The organism is Hydrogenophaga sp. YM1 (assembly GCF_016903055.1).
In the GTDB taxonomy this organism is placed as follows: Bacteria; Pseudomonadota; Gammaproteobacteria; order Burkholderiales; family Burkholderiaceae_C; genus Hydrogenophaga; species Hydrogenophaga borbori.
In genome coordinates this window covers 4409751-4433491 of record NZ_CP070223.1, presented here as the reverse complement: position 1 = coordinate 4433491, position 23741 = coordinate 4409751, and the positions used below count along the sequence as shown (strand labels likewise).

Below are 23741 nucleotides of genomic sequence, written 5' to 3'. Positions count from 1 at the left end.
CCATGAGCGCCGCCCGGCCGCCCGAAGGCGCTCGCACCGCAGTACGCAGTACGGAGGCTATTCAGTGAGCACCATCCACGTCGACGTGGTCAGCGCCGAGGAGTCCATCTTCTCGGGCGAGGCCAAATTCGTCGCCCTGCCGGGCGAGGCGGGTGAGCTCGGCATTCTGCCCGGCCACATTCCGCTGATCACCCGCATCAAGCCCGGTGCCGTGCGCATCGAAAAGGCCGACGGCGGCGAAGAGTTCGTCTTCGTGGCCGGCGGCATCCTCGAGGTGCAGCCCAACGCCATCACCGTGCTGTCCGACACCGCCATCCGCGGCAAGGACCTCGACGAGGCCAAGGCCTCGTCGGCCCGCCAGCAGGCCGAAGAAGCGGTGAAGAATGCGAAAACCGACGTCGACCTGGCCAAGGCCACGTCCGAACTCGCGGTCATGGCCGCGCAGATCGCGGCGCTGCGCAAGTACCGCCAGAAGAAGTGAAGGACGTCTTCCCTTCGCGAGAGACCGGCCCTGCGCCGGTCTTTTTTTGCCCGCGCCGCTGTTCAGCGTTCGGGCGCTTCACTATGATGGCCGCGTCCCCCGCGCGCCACCCGCTGCATGTCCTCGCTCTTCGACAGTCCGGAACTCGCTCCTGAAGAAGTCGCCGCCCGGCTGCTGGTCACGCCGACGGCGCTCGCCGATCTCACGATCGCGGACGCGATGAAGGTGGTGGGCTACATGAAGCCCAAGCTCATCAAGGCCGGCACGGTGATCATTCACGAGGGCGAGGTGCGCGGCAACGACTACATGCTGCTGGTGCTTGAGGGCGACATCGCTGTCGAGAGCGACCTGCCCGGCCTGCACGAGAGCATGGTGGTCAACGTGATGGGGCCGGGCCACCTGCTGGGCGAGATGGGCGTGCTCGACGGTGCGCCGCGCTCGGCCACCTGCACGGCCAACACCGACATCGCCGCCGCCGTGCTGTCGCGCACCGCGCTGATGCGCCTGCTCAAGGACGACCCGCGCCTGGGCTCGCGCCTGCTGCTGGCCATCTCCAAGCGCCTGGCCGACCGGCTGCGCGACACCACGCGCAAGCTCAAGACCTTCGCTCAGATGAACAAGGCCCTGCAGCAAGAGTTGCAGGTGGTGATGAACAACCGCACCAACCTGACGCGCGGGCGCGGCTGATCGGCGGCGCGAATCGGGGGCACCTCCGCGCGGCGCATGGCGGCGCGAGCGCTGGCGGCGAGCTGTGCGGCGCTCAGGCGCGCAGCACCGTATCGGGCAGCTCGTTCTCGCCGGGCGCCGTGGCGTCGGACGGGAAGTGCTGCACCAGCAGCGCCGACACCTCCTCCAACGCCTGCGTGAGGCCGTCCTCGAACCCACCCGCGCGCAACTGCGCGCCGAGCCGGTCGACGATCGCCTGCCAGGTCTCGGGCGCCACCCGGCGCGCCAGCGCGCGGTCGGCCACGAACTCGATGGCGTGTTCGGCGAGCAGCAGGTAGATCAGCACGCCGTTGTTGTGTTCGGTGTCCCACAGCCGCAGGCGACCGAACCAGGCGAGCGCGCGGTCGCGCACCACGGCGGCCAGGGGCTCGTCGGGGCCGATGCGCAGCAGGTAGCTGGTGGGCAAGGCGGCCTCGACCACCAGGCGCACCTCGCCGGTGTGGCGCGCCTCGCTGGCCGTGACACGCCGCGTGAGGCGCTCGGCCATGTCGTCGGGCACGGCGCGCGCGCTGTCGTGCCGGTCCATCCAGCGGTGTCTGAACAAGCGCCACCAGCGTTTCATGGCCAGGTCCTCACCAGCCGCCGGAGGCGCCGCCGCCCCCGAAGTTGCCACCGCCGCCGGAACTGAAGCCCCCGCCGCCGCGGCCGCCGCCGAAGCCGCCACCCCCCCAGCCCCCGCTGCCGCCCCAAGGGCCGCCACGGCCGCGCGACGACGGCATCGACGCGGGCATGAAGCGAGCGAGCACCGCCACCAGCATGCCCAGCACCGCGGCCCCGGCCGCAACCCACAGCACCGAGGTGAGCAGCCAGGCGATCACGCCCGTGGCCGCGCCGGTGAGCGGGATGCCCAGCCCACGCCCGAAGGCCCGGCGCATGAAACCGGCGACCATGGGCACGGCGAACAGCAGGAACACCAGGGCATCGGTCCATTCACCGGCGCCGCGGCGGGTGCTCGGCGCCGGGGCGGGCGGCGGCAGCGCCTCGCCGCGCACGGCGGCCATGATCTGCGTGAGCCCGGCGTCGATGCCGCCCGCGAAATCGCCCTGCCGCAGGGCGGGCGCCACCGCCTGGTCGAGGATGCGGCGCGCCAGCAGGTCGGGGATGGCCCCTTCGAGGGTCTTGGCCGGCGCGATGCGCATGCGCCGGTCGTCCTTGGCGATCACGAACAGCAGGCCGTCGCCGACGTCGCGGCGCCCGATCTTCCAGGCGTCGCCCAGTCGCTGGGTGTAGTCGGCGATGTCCTCGGGGGCGGTGCTCGCCACCATCAGCACCACGATCTGCGTGCCGCGCTCGCGCTCGAAGCCGGCCAGGCGCTCCTCGATGCGCTGCAGCGCGGCGGCGTCCAGCGTGCCCGTGAGGTCCATTGCCCGCGCGCGCAGCTCGGGCACGGGCTGCAGGCCCTGCGCCCAGGCGAAGGCGGTGGCCAGGCCCAGGACCAGGGCCATCAGCGCGCGCGACAGGAGGGTGCTCATCGGAGGAGGGCGCGGCCGCGCGGGGTTCAGGGCACGGCCAGGCGCGGCATCACGGTTTCTGCGTGCCGAAGTCCACCTTGGGCGGCTGGCTGATCTGCGCCTCGTCGGCCACGGTGAAGTTGGCCTTGGGCTGGTAGCCGAACACCATGGCCGTGAGGTTGCTGGGGAAACTGCGCGCCAGCACGTTGTAGGCCTGCACGGCCTGGATGTAGCGGTTGCGCGCCACGGCGATGCGGTTCTCGGTGCCCTCGAGTTGCACGCGCAGGTCGGAGAAGCCCTGGTTGGCCTTGAGGTTGGGGTACTGCTCCACCACCACCATCAGGCGGCTGAGCGCGCTGCCCAGTTCGCCCTGCGCGGCCTGGAATTTTTGCAGCGCCGCCGGGTCGTTGAGCAGCTCGGGCGTGGCCTGGATCGAGGTGGCCTTGGCGCGCGCGTTGATCACCGCCTCCAGCGTGCCGCGCTCGAAATTGGCCTCGCCCTGCACGGTGGCGACGATGTTGGGGATGAGGTCGGCGCGGCGCTGGTACTGGTTGAGCACCTCGGCCCAGGCCGAGCGGCTTTCTTCGTCCAGGCGCTGGAAATCGTTGTAGCCGCAGCCGCCCAGCACGGCGGTGGCGCAGAGCAGCAGCAGCGAGAGCAGGCGACGCATGGGATCTCCTTGGGGTTCCGGGTTCGCGGGCACTATACCCCGCACCCGTGGCGCGGCGGCACAATGCGCGCATGCGCAAACCCAAGCTGCCACCGGGTACGCCGGACGACATCGAAGCCGCGTTCTACGACGCCCTGCAACACGCCGACATCGACCGCCTCATGGCCTGCTGGGCGGACGAGGACGACATCGTCTGCGTGCACCCCAGCGGCCCGCGCCTGCTGGGGCACGAGGCCATCCGCGCCACCTTCGAGGCCATGTTCGCCAACGGCAGCGTGATGGCCATGCCCGAGAAGCTGCACCGCCACGACGACGGCCACTGCGCCGTGCACAGCGTGGTTGAGCGTGTGGCCGTGCTCGGCGACGACGGGCCGCGCCACGCCTTCGTGCTTGCCACCAATGTCTACATCAAAACGGCGCAGGGCTGGCGCCTGATCGCGCACCACGCCAGCCCGGGCACACGCACCGAGCCGGCCGAGGCGTCCGCCCAGAAGCCCCTGCTGCATTGAATTGAAACCCGAACCCTTGGTCGATCTGTCCGCCTACCGAGCGCCCTGGTGGCTGCCCGGCGGGCACGCGCAGACCATCTGGCCCGCGCTGCTGGCGCGCCGGCGTTTCGGCCCGGCGCCCCTCTGGCGGCGCGAGCGCTGGACCACGCCCGACGGGGACTTCATCGACGTCGACCACGCCTCGCATGCGGCGCACGCGCAGTCGCCGCGCCTAGTGCTGTTCCACGGGCTCGAAGGCTCTTCGGCCAGCCAGTACGCCGTGGCCTTTGCCGATTTCGCGGCCGAGCGCGGCCTGGCCTACGCGGTGCCGCACTTTCGCGGCTGCTCGGGCGAGATCAACCGCGCGCCGCGCGCCTACCACTCGGGGGACTTCGAGGAGATCGACTGGATCCTGCGCCGCTTCGCCCAGGCCGAGCCGCTGCGTCCATTGGTCGCGGTGGGCGTCTCGCTCGGCGGCAACGCGCTGCTGCGCTGGGCCGGTGAATCCGGCGACGCGGCCAGCGGCGTGGTCAAGGCGGTGGCGGCGGTGTGCTCGCCGCTGGACCTCGCGGCGGGCGGCCACGCCATCGGGCGGGGCCTGAACCGGCAGATCTACACGCGCATGTTCCTGCGCAGCATGAAGCCCAAGGCCCTGGACAAGCTGGCCCAGCACCCGGGCCTGTTCAACGCCGAGGCCTTGCGCGCGGCGGCCGACCTGCACGCCTTCGACGACATCTTCACCGCCCCGCTGCACGGTTTCCGCGACGCCGAGGACTACTGGGCGCGCGCCTCCGCCAAGCCGCACCTGGCACGCATCCGCGTGCCGGCGCTGGCCGTCAACGCGCGCAACGACCCCTTCGTGCCCGCGCATTCGCTGCCGACCGCGCGCGAGGCCGGGGCGCGCGTGACGCTGTGGCAGCCGGCGCACGGCGGCCACGTGGGCTTCGCCGCCCCGCTGGGCGCCTGGGGATTGCCGGGCCATGTGCGCGCCATGCCCGAGGCGGTGGGACACTGGTTGCTCGCCCACACCTGAGGCCACTGTCATGGACGACATCGTCAAGGCCGCGCTCGCCAAATGGCCCAACGTGCCGCACTGCCACGGCTGGCTGGGGCTGGACGCGCGCGGCCAGTGGTACATGCGCGACGACCGCGTGCAGGCCGCCGGCCCTTTCGCCCGCAGCAGGGGTTCGCCGCTGAGGCACGACAAGCTCATTGCCTTCATCCACCGCAATTACGCGGCCGATGAGCTCGGCCAATGGTTCTTCCAGAACGGCCCGCAGCGCGTCTACGTGGAGCTGGAGAACACGCCGTGGGTCTGGCGGTTGCAGCCCGACGGTGGCGTACAGGCCCACGACGGCGAGCCCGTGGCGGTGCGCGCCAGCCTGCTCGACGAGGAGGGCCGGCTCTACCTCGACACCGATCGTGGCATCGGTCTCGTGCACACGGCCGACATGGCGCTCGCGGCCGATGCGGTGGAGGCGGGCCGCTGGCAACCCGAGACCGTGCGCGTGGACGAACTGCCCGCGCGCTATGGCTTCGTGCGCAGCCCCGAGGCCATGAAAAAAGCCGGTCATTGACCGGCTTGTGCTCGGTGGCGCCACGCGGGCTTACTTGGCGCGGTCGACCAGGTATTGCACGGCGGCCTTGATTTCGGCGTCCGAGGCGGCCATGGCGCCACCCTTGGGCGGCATGGCGCCCTTGCCCTTGATGGCGCTGGCGGTGAGCGCGTCCACGCCCTGCGCGATGCGCGGGGCCCAGGCGGCTTTGTCGCCCGTCTTGGGCGCGCCGGCCACGCCCGCGGCGTGGCACACGGTGCAGGCCTGCTTGTACAGGGCTTCGCCGTTGGCGGCGACAGCGGCGGCGGGGGCCGCCGGTGCCGGGGCGGTGGCAGGAGCGGCGGCCACGGGGGCCGCAGGGGCGGGTGCGGCCGGTGCGGGTGCCGGCGCGGCGGCTTCGGCCGCCGGGGCGGGGGCCGCCAGCTGCGGCTCGGCAAACTTGGCACCGGCGGCGTTGGCCATGTGCACCACGGCGCGGCCGATTTCGGGGTCGCGGAAGGCGCCGCCACCCTGGGCGCCCATGGCGCCCTTGCCCTTGAGGGCGGAGTTCAGCAGGGCCTCGTAACCGGTGGCGATGCGCGGAGCCCAGGCGGCGGCGTCGCCGAACTTGGGAGCGCCCGCGAGGCCTGCCGCGTGGCAGGCGGCGCACTGGGCCTTGTAGACGTTCGCGCCCGACTCCAGCGGGCGGTTGGCGTCGCGGATTTCCACGGAGCCGATTTTTTCGATGCGCTGGGCGACCGCGATGTCGGTGTCGACCGCGCCGGCGCCGGGCTTGTTGGCCGAGGTCACGAAGTAGACCAGGCCGATGATGACGAACACAGGAACCACGAACGCGAAGAAGGACGTCCACAGCAGCTGGGCGGGCGTCTTGATGGGGCCGGTATGGGAATCGTGGTCGCTCATGGGGTCCTCAGGGGTGGCAGGCGGGCCTTCAAGGCCTTCTGGCAATGTGCGCCGGGGCACCGGCGGACAGCCCGCGATTATATCTAGCGCCTCTGGCGGGCCGGGCGATCCCGAGCAAGCCGCTAGAATGGGCGCCACCGCGCGGCTGTAGCTCAGTGGATAGAGTATCGGCCTCCGAAGGCTGTCGTCATCGGAGCAACGCGCAGTAGAACGAGTATTGGTCTTTTCCAGCCACGCGGCTGTAGCTCAGTGGATAGAGTATCGGCCTCCGAAGCCGAGGGTCGTGGGTTCGATCCCCGCCAGCCGCGCCAAATCAAGGACTTACGCGCATCCAAGCGTGAGTCGGGCATCTAGTTCAGCCCAGATCACGCCCCCGAAGCCTTCGTTTGTAGGCCACATTTTGGTACTGAGGCTGTGGTCATCGATCCGCTTGGCATGTCGGTGTAGCCCATTCCTAGCCCATCGCTAGCCCAACTGCATGGCTAAGTCGTGGATCTGCTTCGCAAACTGACCATTGGCCCCTGGCCCCTGACCCGTGACCAGTGACCAGTGACTGCCGCCCCAGCTGCGCGCGCCAATCATGAATGAGAAGTGCATGTTCTGCGGGCTGTGGAACTAGTCACCTACGTGGTGAGAGCTGTCATTCAGTTGTCGACGGTCTGGAGTCTTATGCAGTATGCATACTGCATAAGACTCCAGACCGCACCACGGAGGATCCTAAATTCCTGCCGTATCCCCGTTGTCTTCCACTGATCTCTGACCCAGTTAGAGCGGGTCAGAGATCAGTGGAACTCAACATGACCGGTACTTGGCGCAGATTCGACGCTAACAGCGCCAACTCATTCTGCCGCACCAAATCTGGTGCGGACTATCCCTGCGAGACAACTCCGTGGCGATGGAGGTGAGAGCCTTCGAAATCGGTCCTTGTGCAACTACGTTGTCTCAAGCGCCTTCCATGCCTTGCGCTTGCCCATACTCATCGCGACGAAATAGCGCTCGAGCATCGACGCACGCGGGGTTACCTGGCCGGACTCCCATTTCCACAAGCTAAGGGAAGAAATGCCAAGCAGTTGGGCCATTTGTGCTTGGCTCATCCCAAACGATTGACGCTTCGCTTTCAGCCGCTCGGCATTGAAGGTTCGCTTACGTCCGGGGCGTCTAGTAGGCTCTTCCTCGGCAGCAGCTGGGGTACTGCGGGCGACAGCCTTTTGCGCGGAGCGCAGCTGTGCGCTGAGGTCTTTGACCGCACGTTTAAGTGAGGCAATTTCAGACCGGTAAGCAGTTGAGGCCTTGCGAAGCGCGGCAATGTCCTTTCGGACCTCCTTGCGAGCGATGCGCGATATCTCTTGCTTGAGCGATTGGGCAAAGTTTGGCATATCCAGATAGTACTCTTGTGACGTGCACGGCCTCATCGCGAATGACGCGGGGTAGCGATCGAGCTCAATGCCACGTGCGCTGGCGCATCCCGAGATCGAAGAGACAAGAAAAAAAGGACTCCCGCGGGAGTCCTTTTCCGTGACGAGCGAGCGATCTACAGCGCGGCGTCCTTGACCTTCTTGAAGAAGCGCGCCTTCACCTTCACCGACGCCGGCTTGGCTGCGAACATGCGCTCGACCTTGGTAAAGGGATCGATGCCCTTGCGGGCCTTCTTCGCCGGCACCTGCAGCGCGGTGATCTTGAGCACGCCTGGCCACGTGAAGGCGCCGGCCCCCTTCTTGGACAGCGATGCATGGATTGTGGCCTCAAGGGAGCCCAGGACGGCCTTAACTGTCTTGGCGTCGGCGCCCGAGGCCTGCACCAAGTGGCCGACCAGACTGGTCTTGTTGAAGGTTTCCTTGATCGGCTTCAGAACGCCGGCGCCCTTCGGCGCAGCCTTCGTGACTGCCTTGGGGGTGACTTTCACGGCCTTGGTCTTGGCCACGGGCTTCTTGGCAGCGGCCTTGGGGGCCGCCTTCTTTGCAGTTGCCATGCTTCGAGAACTCCAGTTTTCATTGGCGAAATGCCGCGCAAGTCGCACGGCGTCTGCAGTCTACAGGCTGGCATGCCTGCGATTTTTCCCGGTTTCCCAGCCAGTCGTCGACAGCCCGACATTTGAGCAAAGCTCGGCGTGAGCAACGTCCCTTTTGGACTGAACTGGGTCATTCAAGGTCGAAGATCCGAGTGTCCGCAACCGCAAACAACGGTAGCTGAAGCGCCCAAACCGCAACAGAAACTGAGCCTCAGATTGAACCGGTGAACTTTCAAGCCGCATCAGCCTGCAGCCCTCCTATCATTCCGGTCAGGACATTCACACGCGTTCTTGCCTGCGCTGCCCATGGACCTGTTCCACGTCTATTTCGACACCAACTATCTCCACGACACCCCGTTTGGACACCCGAATTTCGTCCGCATGCTTCGCCGGGCACAGCAGGGCGTGGCGAGACTGTATCTCCCGCAGATCGCGTTGGAGGAGCGCCGCACGCAGCTTCTCGACGATTTTGATCGGCACATCGGGGCGGCGGTGACCCAGCTGAACGAGTTGAGCAAGGGGCAACTGGGCATGTTGCTCGCCGGACTCCCGAAAGTAGAGCTCATCGTGCCCACGCGAGAAGACGCGGATCGTCAGTCGGCTATCGCGTTGGCCAAATATCTGGCTGAACACAAGATCGAGGTGCTTGCTCACACTGGCGAGCATGCAGAGAAGGCTTGGCAGCGCTATTTCGGCACGAAGCCCCCATTCAACCCGCGGGAAAAGCGTGAGAACCGGCGAAAGGATCTGCCTGACGCCTGGATCTTGGAAGCTGTGCTGACCAACACCGATAGACCAGGTCGTCATTGCGTTGTGACCAAAGACAAGCGACTCGCCGCGACCCTCACCGACTCTGGTGTGGAGGTCTGGGACGACCTGGAAAAGCTCGATGTCGAGATCGACGTCAGAACCGCGGTAGTGCCGATTCGCGCTGCTGTACCGGCAGTCCAGCCTGCCGTGCCGCTAGATCAGCTGCGAAGCAAGGAGTTCGTGAACCTTGATCGCATCCTGCTCGGCGTCATTGAAACCTGGAAGACGCCTGGCAAGGAGGTCTTGCTCTCTCGCCTGGAAACTCTCGGCATCCGCAGGGCCGTTGTTGAAGTTGAAGCCACGGCCCTAGAGGTATCAGGCGCGTTGACCGACACCGGCAGCCACTGGGTGCCAACGAACCGGGAAACGGCCAAATTGGCCTCGTTGGACCCAATCGTCCAAGAATTTCTGTTGAAGGCGCTTGACCATGGATTCTGATCTGCGCCGGGCCACCCTGGCCAAGTTGATCGACAACCCGTCGCCGGCGGTAGAGAAACGTCTCAGCGAGGAGCTGCGCAGCGTAGAGAACGTGCTCGCGAGTGACGCTGAGTTTGATCGGCTTCAGGACGCGCTCAAGACCTTGGCGGTTCTGGCGCCCCGGTTCCACGGCGCCGTGGTGCCGATCGTTTCGGGCTTCGTCCGGTCAGTCGGTACGCGAGTACTTCTGCACGAGGGCCAGCCCATCGAGGAGCAGGAGTACCGTTACCGATCGGCGGGCCATCTGATCCGTGACGCGATCGAAGTTCCGAACACGATCCGGTATGCCCACATTCCGGAAGTCGTGGACTTCCTGCTCGAGTTGTCGCGCTCAGCTGATGCCGAAGTTCGCCAGAAGGCCGAGGGCGCACTGGAGGACTTCGCAAAGTTCAACCTTCATCACTTCAATAGCCTTGGCGCACAGCCGCAGCTGGAAATCGTGGCTCGGCTGGGTAGTTTGGACGACGACCAGTTGCGCGACAACGCCGCAGCGGTCCGCCGTGTGTTGAATACGGTTTTGTCGTCTGTGATGGAGGGGCAGAACTGGACATACAACATGTTGACCCTTTCCCGCGGTTCAGTGCCCAGCGGGGGTGGCGTTGCCGAGATGCGACTGTCGGCGATCGAGTTGCTGAAGCGCATGTATCCGCTGAAGGTGGAGGTGGCGTACAGGAAGTCAATTCTTAACGCGCTCGATTCTGCCACCCATAGAGAGCGCGTCTCCCAGAGCGCTGAGAGCAATCGAATGTTCGAGCGAGACGCTCGCGTGGTCCTGGAGTTCATGTGCGACCTCGTACCGACAGAACCTTTGCCCGTCGTCCAGACCATCGAGCATGACGCCTATTGGGACTTCTACCATGCGCCTTCTGCCGACGTGGAAGCCGCCGCTCTGAGAGTCCGTGATGCAGTGGCGGGGCACGCCGAGTATCAGCTTTACAAACAATTTGTCGGTTTCGACGGGATCTTCGGCGACTGGGAAAAGCTGCGCTCCCACGATGAGGAATGGGACCACTCGAACACCAAGCGTCAGGAGGCTGCTCGAGCGTACGCGCAGTCGATCAACAATGAGAATCAAGCCGAATGGCATGCGCGGATTCTCGAGTTCGCGAAGACGGAATCGGACGATGTCGCGACCTTCCCGGTGTTCTACCATTTCCTGGAGTTACTTGCCCAGCGCAAGCCTGATCTGGTGATGGGATTGATCGAGGGCCACGAGGCGCGTATGCGCCCGTTCCTCATCCCCATGCTCATCGGGCTGCATTCGAGCTCGCGAAAGGCGGATGTCGAAGCTTTGGAGCGACGCTGGATCGTTGCTGGAGAGCATCTGATCGCAATCGCCAAATCCATGTTCAAGGACAACGGTGATCGTGTGCCGACGCTTGCCACCATCGTCCGTCGTGCTACGGAAATAGACGATCGAGACACGCTGGCCATATCAATGGGCATCGCCGCAAGCTTGTACGTCCGTGGATCTGAGCCGGCCAAGCAGGTGTTCATGGACGGCTTGCGTGCACTGGCGCTGCATCACGACGCGCGTTGGGCCCGACGCTACTGGTTCGGCAGCGACTTCAGGGCGCTGGCCGTGAAATTGGAGCCTCACGAACGGACCGAGGTGCTGAGCAGTCTCATTTCTCTGCCTGAGCTGGACTACCAGACTGAGGAGGTGCTGCGTGCCATCGGTGAGCATGACATCGAATCCATCGTGAGCTTCCTGTCCAAGCGCCTCGAAGCCGAGACCCAAGAACGCGCTGACCGTCGTGCTCAGGGTCGCAGCGCGCTGGAGGATAAGTTCGAAGCCATCCCCTATAGCCTGCACGGTTTGCAGAAGCTCCTTTCGCAATATCCAAAAGAGCTTCTGACAATGGTGCGTGAAAGCTTCAAGGATGACGAGGCTCGCGTGATGTTCCCGTATCGAGGTGGAGGCAGACTGCTGAAGGGCGCGTTCCCGAACTTCGAGCATCAGCTTCAGGCACCGCTGCTCGGGTTCGTCGCGAGCGGGGATGAGCAGGACCTCGAGTTCGCGCTGGCAGTACTTCGTACCTACGGCGGTAACGCGCCCATCCTGGATGTCTGCAAGGCGATCGTGATGGTTGTGCCTGAGAACTCGCGAGCGTGGCGAGAACTGGCTGCTGCTCTGGAGACAACGGGCGGCGTTTGGGGCGAATACGGCTTGGCGGAGGCGTATGAACGCAAGCGCGATGAGCTTGCTGCATGGCTGGCAGATCCAGACGACAAGGTTCGCTCATTCGCACAATGGCTGTCTGCAAAACTGGACAGCTTGAGCGCCGCTGAGCGTCAGCGCGCTGATGAGGACATTGCGCTCAGGAAGTATCAGTACGGCGAGGGCAATCTGGACGGTTGACGCGTATGCGCCCACCCTATGGCGGTTGGGATGCCAGGCGACGCAGCGCCTGTTCGCAGGAGTTAGCACAACGCTCGCTTGGAGCGAGGGTGGTCGCGCATGTGCGCCACCGCAAGCAACCAGCACTGCACCTGATTGTGCGCTCCTAGGTCATCATGTCCAGTGGCCGCATTGTGGCAGTCAACGTGAGTACGGCTGTCCCAGCGAAGGACAGCAATCGCTGCGGAGTTGAAGACCGGGTTCCTCGGGGCGGCTCAAGACTGGGGCGGTCGATCAGTGTTTGAACCTGGCCGGCTGCTTTGCAGCCAATTGTCGTCGTTCGAACTCCTCAGACAAGAGCCTGCGGATGGCCCAAAAAAAGGCGCTGCGCAAGTTTGATGGGGCACACGTAGCATTGGCAATTTCATCCGCTGGGAGAGCGCTTTGGACAAGCCCGATATCTACTGTCTCTTCTGGCAATGGGGCTGGGAAATTACTTGCATGCCGCGGAGCGAGTGGGCCACATGGGCCCAGGCGATTTTTTCCGTGGTAGCCATCATCATTCCTGTCTGCGTTGTGCTTTGGCAGCGAAGTCAGGATCGGAAAGAGCCCTCCGGTGACGGCACTGCAGCGACCGTCGACAATCGCGACACTCCGGTCAGTGGTCGTTGCAGTGTTATTTCAAGACTGGACGGAGGCATTCGTATCCGGAGGGTCGAAGGTTGGCGCCGAACGAGACTAGCCATTCGGGCAGTCTACGAGGCCGAGTTGATTAATCATCGAGCGCATGGTGAACCAGGGGGCGGAGGCGTTCGCGACTCTGGAATGGGTCATGATTCAACTACCCTTGCCTGCTTGAATCCTTCGGGTAGATACCCCGGCAGAGGCTGAAGCAAACCACCATGGCAACTCGCAAGTCAGAATTTGCCACGCGGCGACCAAACTAAACCCAAAGAGCCTCGGCGGAACCGAGGGCGATTCAGATGATCACCAAAAGTCCAAGCGAACTCTGGTCAATGTCGGTCCGGCAGTTCAATGAGTGGCGTGCGTCGAACGACATTCCGGTTCTACTGAGTCGCTTGTCCGAGCTGTTGCCAGAGTTCGAGGTCTGGCTTACAGAGCAGGGCATGACGGTCGACCTACTGTGCCAAGTTGTCCCGACAAGCGCGATTTTTAAGGGGCTGCAGGACTCCCAGTCGATTCAGAGCCGTGGAGTTATGCAAAAAGCTTCCGAGACGATCGTGCTCACCCGAGTGGTCGATGACAAAGAGGTTGGTGGGCTTCTTCGCGCTGTCGACCCTGACCCCAGCCTAAGGCGAGGACTGTTCGGCAAGAGCACCGAAGACATCACAAGTATCGTTCCCTATTTCACTTGGCTGCGCAAGCAACGAGGCGGTCGTGTAGCCATCCCGTTCAACAAAGCAAATCGACAGGTTGCAGACAGCTTCCGATATTCCCTGTGGGAATCTTACGATGTGCCTGAATCCAGTCGTGCGTGGCTCTTCGGCGAAGTTCAAGTACTGAAGCTCGGCGGCTTCAGGCTGACTGGTCGTTCCGGCCTTGGTGGTCGCAACCTTGACTTCGCGGACCTGGATTGGTTGACGCTCGATGGTGTTATGACCAATTCCCAGTTTTCAGTTGTCACATTCTCTTCGGTCAAGCACCTCAAGATCCTGAATTCAGAACTCCCTTTCCTCGGGTTCGATGAGTGCGCCATGGAGGGCACTCGCTACGAAAACTGCAGAGTTCAAGACCACTACTACAGGAATATCGGCGCAGGGAGGATCATCTTTCGTGGATGCAGTGTCTATCGCCTCGGCTTTCACGCGTCTAGCGTGTTGCCCATGTTCGAAGGCTCAGACATCAAGGCGGTGACCTTCGAACCAGACAAAAAGCGAGGAACATATCGAGCCAATGCAGAGACCTTCCGGCTGTTGCGAATCGCCGCCCAGTCCAACGGACTTCGCCGAGAAGCGTCCGAGTTCTACTACCGTGAACGGGTAGAGTTGCTCAAGGCGTCCTGGGCGCCTTATAAAGAAGAGAGCTCACGGCTCAAAGGCTACCCCGGTCGTTTGCAAGACATGGTCGAAAACTTCCGGATCGGCCGAACGAACAAGGTCGAGCTGAAGATGCTTCTGAAGCGATATGCTCTGTTCTACGTTGGCCTTGCCCTGCCGAGAAGCGCATTGGCGATGCTGCAGGTAAAGCTTAGGTGGGCCGCCCAAGTTGTGGAGTGGGGCATATGGGGATTCGGTGAGAGGCCTGTGCGGATACTGGGAGTCTCCATTTCCGTGATCGTCGGATACGCTTGCGTCTACTCGTTCTATCCGGAGGCAGTTCACGCAAACTGGACGAATGAGCCAGGCTGGCGCGAGTACTTCTACTTGTCTCTAGCAAGTTTCACATCTCTAGTGTTTGGAGACATTGGGCCAAAACCAGGCCCGCTTCAACTCGTGTGTGTGTCAGAGGCGCTGTTGGGTGCACTCGCGGCGGGCCTCCTAATTGCTGGCTTCAGCAACCGGGCTCGCTACTAGCACGAATGCCGAGCCACTCCAGGGTAGATGTCCACGTGCTTACCAAGTGGACGTCGCCATGGATTCGACCAAGTCCGATGGATGGCTTCGAGTTTGTCTATCAATGCAGGGGAAGCCTCTTCGGCTAATGTGATGGGGTCATGCTCGCGGTCATTGAATCGGGGCTGCATGGCTCCCTTCAACGTTCCAGGGTGTGCGGTAGCCCGGGCCGCGGCACGTCGTACAGCCGGCCTTCATGCAGCCCACAACCGGTCTAGTTCAGCGACCGCCTTGCGTCAGCCAACCGCAGTTTGGCCAGAGCGGGCGACGGACTGCGCTCACTGTGCAGCCAGAGACGGCGCACCGAGGTCGGCTCAAGACTGAACAGAGCCAACTGCGGTCGCGGATCCGAGCGGCAGCTATGGTCGTCACCGGACTCTCGCCGGCCACGCTGTTCCTTGACTTCCGTTATGCCGGACAACGGCTGCGCGAGTACACCGCTCTTGCAGACACGCCGATGAACCGCAAACGCCTGCAAAAGGCTCTCGAGCGCATCGAAGGCGAAATCGCCCTCGGCTCGTTCGACTACGAGAAGACCTTCGGTAAGCCGATTCCTGCCAAGTTTGGCCAGGTGGGCTCCGAAGCTTCGACCAACGACGCTGAAGCCACTCAGCCCACCACGCGCACCGGCACGCCCTTGTTCAAGGACTTCGCCGACATGTGGTTTGCCGAGTGTGAGGTGTCCTGGCGTCGCAGCTACCGCGTGACACAACGCGGATCTCTGGACCAGTACCTGATCCCGTACTTCGGGGACAAAGAGGTCGGCCACATCACCAAGGCAGACGTTCTGGCTTTTCGGGCAACACTCGCCAAAGTACCCGCCCGAAGAAGCTCTTCCACGCTGTCCAACCGTCGCATCAACTCCGTGATGAAGCCGCTGCGCCAGATCCTCAACGAGGCGGCCGACCGGCTGGAGTTTACGTCCGCGTTTCGCAACATCAAGCCGCTGAAGATGAAGCGCAGCGACGTCATGCCCTTCACGCTCGAGGAGGTCCAGCAGATCCTGACTACCGTGCGAGCGGACTACCGCCACTACTTCACCGTGCGCTTCTTCACCGGAATGCGCACGGGGGAGGTGCATGGCCTGAAGTGGAAGTACATCGACTTCGAGCGCCGTCTGATCCTGGTTCGCGAGGCCATCGTGATGAAGGAAGAGGACGAGCTCAAGACCGATGGCAGCGTGCGCGACATCCAGATGACGGATCTTGTCTTTGACGCCCTGCAGGCGCAGTTCAAGGTGACTGGGAAGCTCTCGGAGTTCGTGTTCTGCAACCGCAAGGGCGAGCCGATCGACAACCAGAATTTTCTGAATCGGGTCTGGTCGCCGCTGCTGCGCCATCTCAATCTGCCGCACCGCAGGGCGTACCAGATGCGGCACACGGCGGCCACGCTGTGGCTGGCCGCGGGCGAAGCGCCGGAGTGGATCGCGCGCCAACTCGGCCACACCAGCACCGAGATGCTGTTTCGGGTGTACAGCCGCTATGTGCCCAACCTGACCCGCCGCGACGGCTCTGCCATGGAGCGACTCCTGAAGCAGCACATCTCGGTGGCGCCGGTGCAGGGGATCGTGATGCGTTTGCCGGAGGAGACCGTCATGCTGCCTGGCACCGAGCAAGCCACTGCGCACGCTGCCAACTCCGAAGCCGCGGCCAACGATGCACTGGATCCGTCAACGCTCGAGGTCGAGGCGATTGAGGTGCTGCCCGCGCCACGGCGTCGCAAAGGCGCGGGCGTCGGTGCCGGAGAGAGGAGTCGAACCGGCACGGACCGGGGCGATGTCGAGATCGCGGCCTTGCTGAAGCCCCCACCCTTGCCACCGTTCCTGAGGCACGGATGAGCACCTGGCGCTAAGCGCTCGGGCGCAGACCCCGACTCCCACCACAACCCTCTGACCACTTGTTGAACCGGCCGGACCGAAGTGTCCGCTGCACCGGCAAGGCTAAGCCTTGTCTCAAACAGCCCAAACACGTCGCCAACGCCTCAAAACCACCGTTCAGGACGACCTGATTTCAGAACCCAGAACCCATTCACCAGTTTTCTCATTCATCACCGAGGACCCAAACCATGAACCCGAATCTCAAGATCACCGCCCAGATCAACAACACCATCATCGACCAGGCCAATGACGGCACCGGCCACATCCAGCCGCACGTCGACCCGGTTGCCCACGCCCTGGCCATGCCGAACATCCTGCATGAACTCTCCAAGAACATGGGCGAGTTCGAGAAGGACGTGCGCAGTCAGCTCTCGGCACGCCTGAACAAGCAAGCCGCCAACGATGGTGCGCACGCCGAGGGCTCGGATCGAGCTCGCTTCGACGCCGGCTCGGGCACCGGTGGCTTTGCGCCCTACGCCGTATCCCCTGGCGAAGAGATGCCCAACCTGCTGGGCGAACTTGCCGAGCCCGGCTCGGTGTTTCGCATGAACACGCTGCTGAGCGCGGCTTTCACGTTCGGCCCTGTGGGCCCGTACACGAATCAGCACGGTCAGATCTGCCAGCGCCGTGAAGGCAGCGTGTCGATTGCCCTGCTCGGCAGCGGCGACCAGACGCTGGTGCTGCCCACGCCTTCGGAGCAGACCGAGATTGCCCAAGCCTCTTCTCCCCGTGTTCGCTGGATCCGTGCCACCAAGACCCGGGTGCCGGGCGTGCCGGGTGACGCACTGCTGGTCACGGGTATCGATCAGCCGCGCTCGGGCCGCGGCTCCGGGCCCTGGCTGCTCGACCACCTGGGCTTGTCCGACGGCATCACCGCCGATCTGAATCACGCCATCCTGAGCCTGAAACCCGCCCATCAGGCGCTCTTCATGGCCGCCATCGCCCGACCCGACATCGAGCAGGCGCTGGTGTCGTTGCTGCCAGAGGTGCGTGCGCGCAGCGTGGTGCACCCCCTCGCCCTCGGTGTGGCCGCGGCCGAGCAGGTCAACAGTCCTGAACTGAGCCGCGACGAAACCTCGCTGGTTCGCGTGGCCTGCCTGATCGCCGAACTGGGATCGCTGCACGCAGCACCGGATCTGGTGACGGGTGGCGGCTATTCCTCCAGCGAAGCCCTGGCGCGAGAGCGCGAGGCCGAGTGCGCCGCGCACCCGCTGACCCGGCTCACGCTGCGCGGGCTGCTCTCCCGCTTCATCAACCTGGAGCCGGCGAGTGCCGAGGCCGATGGCCAGGGTGGCATGAAGGAGGCGGTCAACGACGGTGTCTGGCTGCAACTGCTGCTTTCTGACGCGGTGCACCAGCAGTACCGCATCGGCAGCAAGCACGGCCCCCTGGGCAAGAACCCGGTGAATCCTAGGTTCTCTCTCATGGCGCAGACCTTTGGTGACGCCATGCGACTGGCCCGCCGCGAAGCCTATGCTCGTCTGCGCGATGCGCGTCCTGATGCGCAGCATTCGCTGCCGCTGGAGCCCGTGCCGACGCTGGTGACCGCGGCACTGGCCCGGGTGCCGGGGGATGCGGCAGCGGTGGACGATGCGGCTGCCTCGGCCGCTGAGCGCTACGTGCGCGGCGACGTGAGTGGCGACCCGAGCGGCAATGCGCACGATGACGCCCAAGCTGATCTCGACCTGGCGTACGAACCCGACGAAGGCCCGCTCACCGAGATGCCCGAGATCGACGACAGCGATGTCGATGATTCCGCGGGGTTGTGGTCCCTGGCCATGCTCTCGGGCGCGGGCTTGAAGCCGACACCGGTGCGCATCCCCGACCACGAGCGCCGCGCCTATGAAAACCGCTCCATCCCCTGGCCCCGCCCGAGCCTGTCCTGGGCGGCCGGCATGCTCGATGGCGACGGGTGCATTGCCATCGTCAAGCAAACGTACCCCAACCGCGCCAGCACCTACCGCCTGGTGGTGCAGGTGACGCAGAACTGCCTGCAGACCCTGAAGCACTTCCGGGTGTGCGTGGGCGTGCCAGGGACCATCCATGAGGTGAAACGCCGCATCGGGCACAACCGGCAGGTCTACGCCTTGCACTACGCCGGTCCCAAAGCCGTGCTGGTGCTGCAGCGCCTGGCGGCACACCTGGTGCGCAAGCGCCCGGAAGCCGAGGTGGCGCTGTCCTTCATCGAGAAGGGGCAGGTGGGCCGGCGTTTCGGTTCGCGTGGGGTGCCGCCGGCGATCGAGCAGATCCGCATCAGCCACTACAACAAGCTGCGCGCGCTGAAGTGAGCGGGGAGGGACCTGACATGATGGACAACAAGAACTGGCCCCACGAGGCGCCGAGCACAGGCCGACACGGCGACACGAATGCGGAGCCGCAAGGCCATCACGATCTGCAAGCCTTGGGCCAGCCGCCGGCCGGGGAGGGCGGCGAGCGCCGGGAAGGCAAGCAGGGCCAGGAGATCGAGGAGAACAGCGCTCAAGTGGAGGGCCCTGTAGCTGAAACCCGGACCGCGGACTTCGAGTTGCCGCCGGCGCCGGGGCGGGCGAAGTACTTTTCCGAGCACACCTTCGTGCCATTCAAGCCCCTGGATCACCGGATCCCGGAGCTTTACTTGCCCATCGGGCTCGTCGAACGCTTGTTCCAACAGGAGCAAGACCAGCTCAACCGCGAGTCCGAAGAGCGCCTCGCTCGGATGGATGCGCGCAGAAAGGAACAAGAAGCCGAGCGGGAGCGTGCCGAGCAGGAAAGGAAGAAGCTCGAACAGGAGCAAGCGAAGGCGAAGACCGCGGTCGTGAACAAGGCCGGCGGGCCGAAGGGCAATCCGGAAGCATTCCGTCTGGCTCTGGAAAAGACCTCGAAGAAGCGCCGGCTGCAGGTCTACTCCCTCGACGCCGTGGAAAAGATGCGCAGTACGGCCAACACGGCGGACACCGACGTCGTCAAAAGAAGTGAGGCCATCGGCCGTCTGCTGATCGAGCGCGGACCGTACCGCCGGGTGGGCATCCCGCGCTCGGTCCAGACCGTCCTCGACCTCAAGCAGGACCACCCGCACTTCACCGAGGTGATCGAGTTCGTCGCCAACCACGTCGCGCTGCAGCGCGTGAGCTCAAAGCCGGTGCGCCTGCCGCCGATGCTGTTCTTCGGCCCGCCGGGGGTGGGAAAGACACACTTCACCGAGGCGCTCGCCAAGACCATGGGCGTGCCGGTGCGCCGTCACCCCATGGACCAGGCCGAAACGTCTTCTGCCTTCCTCGGTTCCGAGAAGACCTGGGGCAACTCGCACTACGGCCTGGTGTTCGAGCTGCTGGGTCTGGGCGACTATGCCAACCCCGTAGTGATCCTCGATGAACTGGACAAGGCGCAGACGATGGGCTCTTCCTCCGGGCGGGCGATGTCACCGACGACGGTACTGCACTCGCTGCTGGAGCCAGTCTCGGCAGCCCATGTGCGGGACAACAGCCTGGAGCTGGAACTCGACGCGAGCCTCATCACCTGGATCGCGACTGCCAACTACCCGCAGTTGATCGCGCCGACGCTGCGCAGCCGGCTCAAGGAATTCCTGATCATGCCGCCAAATGCGGAGCAGGCGATCCAGGTGGCCAGGAGCGTGGTCAGGAATGCGATCCAGCAATCGGGTGTGAGCATGGCGGAGCCGGACAAGCGCTTCATCCTTGCGCTCACGCCGTTGAGCCCGCGGGAGATCTATCAGGCGGTGATGGCCGCGGTGGCGAAGGCGGTAGCAGCCAGGCAACTGATGCTGGGCATCGAACACCTTCCGGTCGAACTTCTGGAGGATGAATGCATGAATGAGGCAGGGGAGCGGTGTGCGAAGTTTCACTGACCAGAGGCTATCCCGGGAATGTGAGTTAGGCGTGATCTGTCGATGAACTTCGGTTTGAGAACGTCGAAATCAACGGGGCATGCCTGATCAAGGTGTGAACCTCGCGCTGAGTTCTCTGGTTCGAGCCGACTGGCGCTCTTGAGTGTTCGAGAGATCTACCAAATCTCTAGCTCAGCCATTGCACAGGCAGTGCGACAGGGCCGGGCACAGCGCTTGCAGGGCTTCGCAGAATTGCTTCGTGTCCCGTCTTCCCGGGGCAGACTGTGCGCGTTTTGAGTACTACATTGAGAGGCGATATTTGCTCATTGTTGGAGCATTCCAAGAATGAAGGCTCCCCAGACTTTGTCTGTAGCTTTCGAGAGCGCGGAGGATATTTTGCATGTTGATTGAGCAGCGCACCTACACCTTGAAGCCAGGGACCGTGCGCGAATACTTAGCGCTGTACCAGTCCGAGGGTCTGGATGTTCAGCTGCGTATGCTGGGGCGGCTGGTGGGTTATTACTCGACGGAAATCGGTGAACTGAATCAGGTTGTCCATCAGTGGGCATTCAGCGATCTGCTCGAGCGACAAGAACGTCGCGCAAAACTGCTGGCCGACCCGGGATTTCGCGCTTACGTCAACAAGATTCTCCCACTGCTGCTCAGCCAGACATCGCAAATTTTGCTACCCGCTCCGTTCTTTCAGCCCGTTTGGATGTCCCTATCGGATCCTCGTGCCTAAGCGCCTCTGGCACGACGGCTTCGTGCGATATCTACGGTAGGTGCTATCCCGCTCTGCGTGCGAAAGCGCATGTTCTGCCCAATTTCCACTCACCGAGGACACTCCAATGACAACCCGACGCGCCTGCATGGCGATGGCCTTGCTGGGAATGACCTGCAACTTCGCTACTGCACAAAGCTGGCCGGATCGGCCTCTGAAAATCGTGCACGGCGGCGGACCTGGCGGCAATGGTGACTTGGTTTCGCGCAGTGTGGCAACGCTTCTGGGGGGGCGGCTCAATCAGAGCGTGACGGTGGAGCCGCGGCCCGGCGCTGGTCAAAGCATCGCGATGACCGCAGTCGCTCGATCGACGCCGGATGGCCTCACGCTGGGCCTGCTGAACGCGGGAATCGGGGTGCAGGCTGCCTTGAACACCAAGCTGACCTACGACTTGCGCCGTGACTTCGCCCCTGTGGGCATGGTGTCCAGTTTTCCGCTAGCCATCGTCGTCAACCCCGCGAGTCCCATCAAATCCGTGAGGGACCTGCTTGAAGCGGCGCGCCGAGCGCCGGGCAAACTGAACTACGGAGCCATTGCTGGTACGACCCAGCACCTGGGAGCCGAGTACTTGGCTTCCGTTGGCGAGTTTCGCTGGACGCACGTTCCCTATCCTGGCTCGACGGGCCTGATCAGCGACATTCTGGGCGGCCGACTGGACGTCGTGGTGGACACCGTGCCGTCGCTGGTCGGCCAGATCAGGTCCGGCAAGTTGCGTGCACTGGCCGTGACCTCGCTCAAGCCTTGGCCCAGTTTGCCCGAGGTGTCGACCGTGGCCGAAACCCTGGCGGGTTTTGAGGTCTCTTCATGGACCGGGCTGGCTGTGCAGGCGGCCACACCGCTGGCGGTGCGAGAGCGTCTGGAGCGCGAACTGGCGTCGATCGTCGGCTCCGAGGCCTTCATTGGCCAGGTGAGGCAACTCGGTGGCGAGCCTCTCAGCATGACGTCGCGCGACATGAACGAGTACATCGCCCGAGAAGTATTGCGCTGGCGCGAGTTGGCACAAAAGGCAAACATCGTGCTCAACTGACGCAGATGGGTTCGCTCCCGAGCGACGCTTCAGTGCAGCCCTAGGTAGCGCACCAGAAGGGCTTGTTTGCTGCTCACGCCGAGGCGGGCGTAGGCGCGCTTGCGGTAGGTCTCCACGGTTTCACTTCCCACGCCCAATTGCCGTGCGATTTCCGGCAGTGTCATTCCGGCAATGAGCCTTGCGCAGAGCTGTGCCTCGCGCAGCGGAAGCCTTGAATCGGCGTATTGCAGCGTTCGTTCAATCTCGGGCAGCCTGTCCTTCGTCACCGGCTTGGGCGACCGCTGTGTGCGCATGATCTGGTGGTGCTTGTAGAGTACTCGCAGCAAAGGATCCGCCACCGTGGCCAGCGACTCAAGCTGAGCACAGCTGAATGGCCCGCGCGACTCGCCTCGGACCACGCTCAGACCGAAAGTGGCGTGTGGTCGTAGACGACACATGATGATTCGTTCCCGTATGCGGTCCTCGCCGTAGAGCTGATCGCGTATTAGGGTGTCGCGCACTTGCCGCGGATCCATGCGGACCACGATGGGTCCGCAGTCTCTCGCTTGTTGGCGGGCCATGGCCAGAGCCGGATCGCGACGCCAAAATCTGGGTTCGGCATACTGCTGAAGCCTACGGCAGGCTTGGTCCGAGCCGTTCTGGCTGGCCGCACCCACGCCCAGCATGTGGTTCTCACTCAGTTCCCACGCGCCGCAGTGTTCGCCGCCCGCAATGGTTTCCAGGAACTCGATCAGGCAGCGCCAGAAGTCTGCATTGCCAATGCCGTCGATCAATGCGTTCAAGCGCGTGAAGGGCGCGGGATGCGAGGCTGTGGGGTGGTAGATCGTCAGAGCATCAAGCATGGCGGCTGTTCTATGGGCACAAGGTGCCCGCGATTATCGGGAGCGGGGCGCGGTCCTTGGCCCTTGGCGGTGGCTGCATCGGGAAAACCATAGACCCAAGCCGAGTGGCGCAGCCAGGCGGCCAATGTCCCCTTGGCGGGTGACTGACAGCCTGGGTTCGCATTTCCACAATGAAGACATCGATCTTCAACAGGAAACTCCCCATGACCGTCGCTAAGCCCGCGCCGCTGTCAAGCGCGGCTCCCCGCCCCGCCAATCCTGGCCTGACGCCCCGCATGCTGAACCATGCCGCGTGGATTACCCACGATGTGGCGGCGACCACCGACTTCTACGCGCGCATCATGGGCATGGAACTGGCCAGCACCATCTTCGACGACCAGGTGCCGTCCACCGGCGATCCGATTCCCTATTTCCACATCTTCTTCCGAATGGGCGATGGCTCGACCCTGGCGTTCTTCGAGCTGCCGGGGGTGCCGTTGCCCTCGCCGCCGAGCCATCCGGCGTACCCCATCTTCAACCACATGGCCCTGCAGGCCAAGGACGAAGCCGAGGTCCTTCAGTGGTACGACTGGTTGCGCAGCAACGGTCTGGACGTGGTGGGTCCGACCAACCACAAAGGGCTGATCCTCTCCATCTACTTTCACGATCCGTCGGGCTACCGCCTGGAGATCACGACGCCGCTGGACAAGAAGTGGAACCGCCACACGGAGCAAGGCTACGCCGACCTCAAGCTGTGGCTGGACGCCAAGGAAGCTGCCGTGCGCGAGGGCCGCGACGTTCCCCAGGCCATGATCGAAATGATTCGCGAGACGCGTAAACGCTACCAGTGAGCGACCGTCGCCGCAGCCAGCGGCGTCACACGACAAGACCGCACAAGGCGGCAGGGAGCGATGGCACCGGTTCATCTG

At 63.9% G+C, this 23741-nt stretch carries 21 protein-coding genes and 1 tRNA gene; 15 read left to right on the top strand and 7 right to left on the bottom strand.

Annotated elements, in window-relative coordinates; all coding sequences use genetic code 11:
- Positions 1-64: 64 nt before the first annotated feature.
- Together JNX00_RS20800 and JNX00_RS20795 are read left to right on the top strand one after the other, a co-directional pair.
- Positions 65-481, top strand: a complete 417-nt coding sequence (locus tag JNX00_RS20800; protein ID WP_070401218.1) for a F0F1 ATP synthase subunit epsilon — start codon at positions 65-67, stop codon at positions 479-481.
- A gap of 117 nt (positions 482-598) precedes the next feature.
- The gene (locus JNX00_RS20795) at positions 599-1168 is read left to right on the top strand and encodes a cyclic nucleotide-binding domain-containing protein (RefSeq protein ID WP_070401217.1); all 570 of its coding nucleotides are present in this window, start codon (positions 599-601) and stop codon (positions 1166-1168) included.
- 73 nt (positions 1169-1241) lie between these two features.
- Here JNX00_RS20795 and JNX00_RS20790 read toward each other — a convergent pair whose 3' ends face one another.
- The 3 genes from JNX00_RS20790 to JNX00_RS20780 are packed head-to-tail and all read right to left on the bottom strand — an operon-like array spanning position 1242 to position 3328.
- Entirely contained in the window at positions 1242-1769 is a 528-nt protein-coding gene (locus JNX00_RS20790; protein WP_070401216.1) for a TPM domain-containing protein, read from the bottom strand.
- A 10-nt stretch (positions 1770-1779) separates the two neighbouring features.
- Positions 1780-2679 (bottom strand): TPM domain-containing protein, encoded by a 900-nt coding sequence (locus JNX00_RS20785; RefSeq protein ID WP_204743579.1) that lies wholly within the window; start codon positions 2677-2679, stop codon positions 1780-1782.
- A 49-nt stretch (positions 2680-2728) separates the two neighbouring features.
- A complete protein-coding gene (locus JNX00_RS20780) occupies positions 2729-3328 on the bottom strand; it encodes a LemA family protein (RefSeq protein ID WP_070401214.1) in 600 nt (199 codons plus the stop codon).
- Between the two features lie 71 nt (positions 3329-3399).
- On the opposite strand from JNX00_RS20780, the gene JNX00_RS20775 reads away from it, so the two are divergent.
- From JNX00_RS20775 to JNX00_RS20765, 3 genes are read left to right on the top strand one after another with little or no spacing between them, the layout of a single operon-like run.
- The gene (locus tag JNX00_RS20775; RefSeq protein WP_204743578.1) at positions 3400-3837 is read left to right on the top strand and encodes a nuclear transport factor 2 family protein; all 438 of its coding nucleotides are present in this window, start codon (positions 3400-3402) and stop codon (positions 3835-3837) included.
- Between the two features lies 1 nt (position 3838).
- Positions 3839-4849 carry an alpha/beta fold hydrolase gene (locus JNX00_RS20770; protein WP_204743577.1) on the top strand — a complete coding sequence of 337 codons (1011 nt, stop codon included), beginning with the start codon at positions 3839-3841 and terminating at the stop codon, positions 4847-4849.
- Between the two features lie 10 nt (positions 4850-4859).
- A complete protein-coding gene (locus JNX00_RS20765; protein WP_204743576.1) occupies positions 4860-5393 on the top strand; it encodes a DUF2946 family protein in 534 nt (177 codons plus the stop codon).
- Positions 5394-5423: 30 nt separating this feature from the next.
- On the opposite strand, the gene JNX00_RS20760 is transcribed toward JNX00_RS20765, so the two are convergent.
- Positions 5424-6275, bottom strand: a complete 852-nt coding sequence (locus JNX00_RS20760) for a c-type cytochrome (protein WP_070401211.1) — start codon at positions 6273-6275, stop codon at positions 5424-5426.
- Between the two features lie 235 nt (positions 6276-6510).
- On the opposite strand from JNX00_RS20760, the gene JNX00_RS20755 reads away from it, so the two are divergent.
- Positions 6511-6586 (top strand) — tRNA-Arg (locus JNX00_RS20755).
- Between the two features lie 621 nt (positions 6587-7207).
- On the opposite strand, the gene JNX00_RS20750 is transcribed toward JNX00_RS20755, so the two are convergent.
- Both JNX00_RS20750 and JNX00_RS20745 read right to left on the bottom strand, forming a co-directional pair.
- The gene (locus JNX00_RS20750; protein ID WP_204743575.1) at positions 7208-7651 is read right to left on the bottom strand and encodes a helix-turn-helix transcriptional regulator; all 444 of its coding nucleotides are present in this window, start codon (positions 7649-7651) and stop codon (positions 7208-7210) included.
- Positions 7652-7806: 155 nt separating this feature from the next.
- On the bottom strand, positions 7807-8244 hold the full coding sequence (locus tag JNX00_RS20745) for an HU family DNA-binding protein (RefSeq protein WP_204743574.1): 438 nt from the start codon (positions 8242-8244) through the stop codon (positions 7807-7809).
- 345 nt (positions 8245-8589) lie between these two features.
- Here JNX00_RS20745 and JNX00_RS20740 point away from each other — a divergent pair, with 345 nt between their 5' ends.
- From JNX00_RS20740 to JNX00_RS20705, 8 genes are all read left to right on the top strand, one after another.
- Entirely contained in the window at positions 8590-9531 is a 942-nt protein-coding gene (locus JNX00_RS20740; protein ID WP_204743573.1) for a PIN domain-containing protein, read from the top strand.
- Entirely contained in the window at positions 9521-11932 is a 2412-nt protein-coding gene (locus JNX00_RS20735; RefSeq protein WP_204743572.1) for a hypothetical protein, read from the top strand. Before JNX00_RS20740 ends, JNX00_RS20735 begins: the two co-directional genes overlap by 11 nt.
- Positions 11933-12894: 962 nt before the next feature.
- Positions 12895-14445: a hypothetical protein gene (locus JNX00_RS20730; RefSeq protein WP_204743571.1), complete on the top strand. Its 1551-nt coding sequence runs from the start codon at positions 12895-12897 to the stop codon at positions 14443-14445.
- A gap of 400 nt (positions 14446-14845) precedes the next feature.
- Positions 14846-16321 (top strand): site-specific integrase, encoded by a 1476-nt coding sequence (locus tag JNX00_RS20725; RefSeq protein WP_204743570.1) that lies wholly within the window; start codon positions 14846-14848, stop codon positions 16319-16321.
- A 227-nt stretch (positions 16322-16548) separates the two neighbouring features.
- Entirely contained in the window at positions 16549-18648 is a 2100-nt protein-coding gene (locus JNX00_RS20720; protein ID WP_204743569.1) for a hypothetical protein, read from the top strand.
- 17 nt (positions 18649-18665) lie between these two features.
- Positions 18666-20204: an AAA family ATPase gene (locus JNX00_RS20715; RefSeq protein WP_204743568.1), complete on the top strand. Its 1539-nt coding sequence runs from the start codon at positions 18666-18668 to the stop codon at positions 20202-20204.
- A gap of 379 nt (positions 20205-20583) precedes the next feature.
- Entirely contained in the window at positions 20584-20925 is a 342-nt protein-coding gene (locus tag JNX00_RS20710; protein WP_204743567.1) for an NIPSNAP family protein, read from the top strand.
- Between the two features lie 106 nt (positions 20926-21031).
- Positions 21032-21991 (top strand): tripartite tricarboxylate transporter substrate-binding protein, encoded by a 960-nt coding sequence (locus JNX00_RS20705; protein WP_204743566.1) that lies wholly within the window; start codon positions 21032-21034, stop codon positions 21989-21991.
- Positions 21992-22020: 29 nt separating this feature from the next.
- Here the strand turns inward: JNX00_RS20705 and JNX00_RS20700 are convergent, their stop codons facing one another.
- Positions 22021-22833, bottom strand: a complete 813-nt coding sequence (locus JNX00_RS20700; protein ID WP_204743565.1) for a LuxR family transcriptional regulator — start codon at positions 22831-22833, stop codon at positions 22021-22023.
- Positions 22834-23108: 275 nt separating this feature from the next.
- On the opposite strand from JNX00_RS20700, the gene JNX00_RS20695 reads away from it, so the two are divergent.
- Entirely contained in the window at positions 23109-23663 is a 555-nt protein-coding gene (locus JNX00_RS20695; protein WP_204743564.1) for a VOC family protein, read from the top strand.
- Positions 23664-23741 lie beyond the last annotated feature (78 nt).